At 44.0% G+C, this 2,520-nt stretch carries 3 protein-coding genes and 1 pseudogene; all 4 read left to right on the top strand.

The genetic code is table 11. The features are described 5' to 3' along the window. Positions 1-20 precede the first annotated feature (20 nt). The gene (locus A3761_RS25245) at positions 21-1,190 is read left to right on the top strand and encodes a D-alanyl-D-alanine carboxypeptidase family protein (RefSeq protein WP_197469769.1); all 1,170 of its coding nucleotides are present in this window, start codon (positions 21-23) and stop codon (positions 1,188-1,190) included. A gap of 31 nt (positions 1,191-1,221) precedes the next feature. After that, a complete protein-coding gene (locus A3761_RS25240) occupies positions 1,222-1,545 on the top strand; it encodes a YbeD family protein (protein WP_082865051.1) in 324 nt (107 codons plus the stop codon). 89 nt (positions 1,546-1,634) lie between these two features. Further along, on the top strand, positions 1,635-2,258 hold the full coding sequence (gene lipB / locus A3761_RS25235) for a lipoyl(octanoyl) transferase LipB (protein WP_231872205.1): 624 nt from the start codon (positions 1,635-1,637) through the stop codon (positions 2,256-2,258). 32 nt (positions 2,259-2,290) lie between these two features. Beyond that, a pseudogene (locus A3761_RS25230) lies at positions 2,291-2,520 on the top strand (hypothetical protein); the annotation flags it as partial.

The raw sequence follows: 2,520 nt of genomic DNA, 5'->3' as shown, positions 1-2,520 counted from the left end.
TCAAAATCGGGTTTTTAATGATGTTCAGATCACTAGGTAAGGTGTTACCACTTTATTCTTTGTTATTACTTCTCGGATTCCATGTTGCCGACGCATTTGCTAAGCCAGCTCTTATTCCTTCTCCGCCACAGGTTTCAGCTAGCTCTTATATTTTAATGGATGCCACGAGTGGCGAAGTAATCGTAGAGCATGAAAGCTACGTTCAGTTGCCACCCGCCAGCTTGACTAAGATGATGACCGCATACATCGTCGAAAGCGAAGTAGCTCAAGGTAATATCAATTTATATGACGAGGTTCCAGTGAGCGTTAAGGCTTGGCGCACTGGCGGGTCAAAAATGTTCATCAAGGAAGGCTCAAAAGTTTTGCTTGAAGAGCTGCTCAAAGGCGTAATTATTCAGTCAGGCAATGACGCAAGTATTGCGCTATCTGAGTATGTTGCTGGTAGCGAAGATGCATTTGCCGATATCATGAATCAGCAAGCTCAACTACTGGGCATGACAAACTCCAACTTTATGAACGCTACAGGCTTGCCTGCTGAAGGGCATTATTCATCAGCCTCTGATTTGGCAAAGCTGGCTCTTGCGATCATTAATGACTTTCCTGATCAGTACCCTTTGTATTCTGAAAAATACTTCACCTATAACAATATAAGGCAGCCAAACCGCAATCGCTTGTTGTGGCGTGATAAGTCAGTCGATGGCTTAAAGACCGGACATACTGAAGAAGCAGGTTATTGCCTTGTCGCGTCAGCTAAGCGCAATGGTATGCGCTTGATTAGTGTTGTCATGGGTACGAATAGTGAAAATGCCAGAGCTAAAGAGACACAGAAGTTGTTAAACTATGGCTTTAGATATTATCAGACGCACGAACTGTACAAGGCTGGTGAAGTACTGACAGATAGCCAGGTTTGGAAGGGTGCTTTGGATTCTTTCCAGTTGGGCTTAGCCGAAGACGTAATAGTAACGATTCCTCGGGGTCAAAAAGATGACCTTAAAGCAGAGCTTAAAGTAGATAATGTAATTGAAGCGCCTGTTGCCGTGGGACAAGAATACGGCCGCTTACTTGTGTCTCTTGACGGTAAAGTAATTGTTGATGAAGCTTTAGTAGCTTTGGAGCCCGTGCCCGAGGGTGGCTTCTTTAAACGCCTGTTGGATATGATTAAGTTGTTTTTCATTGGTTTGTTTTCTTAATGAAAATTAGTTCTTGGTTGGAGGTAGTGTGATGATAAAGAAACCTGTGATACTGAGTAACTCTTCAGCTAAAGGTCTATCAGCTTCTTCATCTGAAGATGAAGTTAAAATAGAGTTTCCTTGTGATTATCCGATTAAAGCAATTGGTTCTAATAATATTGATTTGAAAGCTTTGGTGATTGAAACCGTTAAGGTTCATGCTCCAGACCTGGATGAGAATCGGGTTACCTTGAATGAAAGCAGCAAGGGAACCTTCGTCTCGGTGCGTTTTCATATATACGCGACTGGCGAAGCTCAGTTAAAAGCGATACATGAAGCCTTGATGGCGACTGGCCATATAAAAATGGTTATCTAGTCTGGCATGTTGATCTGAGGGCGATAGCGATGACAGAGAAAGCTCAAAACTCAAATGGCCCAGCGTTTGGCCAGCATTTACAAGTAAAAATGTTACACGGTCTCCAGCCTTATGAAAAAGTCTGGCGAGCAATGCAGGAATTTACCGACCAGCGCGACGAGCAGACCGAAGATGAAATATGGGTGCTGCAGCATGAGCCTGTTTTCACGCAAGGGCAGGCCGGAAAAGAAGAGCATATTCTAGCGCCAGGAGATATTCCTGTTGTACCTGTCGACCGGGGTGGTCAGGTTACCTATCATGGCCCGGGACAACTTGTAATTTATCTTATGCTCGATATAAACCGTATGGGAATTGGTGCTCGAGACCTTGTTTCTAGAATAGAGCAGGCTTTGGTCAATATGTTGGCCTTATACGGTATTCAGGCTGCACCTAAAAAAGATGCTCCCGGTGTTTATGTGGGAGAAGATAAAATTGCTTCACTGGGCTTGCGTATCAGGCATGGGCGTTCGTTTCATGGTTTGAGTCTCAATATCGATATGAACCTTGAGCCTTTTGGGCGTATTAACCCTTGTGGCTATCAAGATCTCAAAATGGTTCAGCTGTGTGATTTCCAAGAAGATGTTGCTGTTGAGAGAGCGGCAGGTTGCTTGGTTAATGAGCTGCGAAAGTCTTTTTCCTATGACGATATTGTTATGGAATATAAAGACAGTTAATTGCTCAAAATTAAATTTAGTAGAAGGTAGTTATGACAGATTCTCCCAAGGGTAGTGCCGACGCGAAGACAGGCAGTAGTGCTAAGACGATTAAGCGAGCTGTGCAGGGTGAAAAGCTTCGTGGCGCCGAGAAGGTCGCCAGAATACCCGTTAAAGTCATTCCTACTGAAAAAATGCCACGAAAGCCAGACTGGATTCGCGTTCGGGTTCCGGCAACCCCAAAGATTGATGAGATAAAGGGTAAGCTACGTAAGCATAAACT

The organism is Oleiphilus sp. HI0123, from assembly GCF_001635315.1.
The sequence above is the reverse complement of the archived record's forward strand: the minus strand, read 5'-3'. Positions and strand labels throughout refer to the sequence as shown.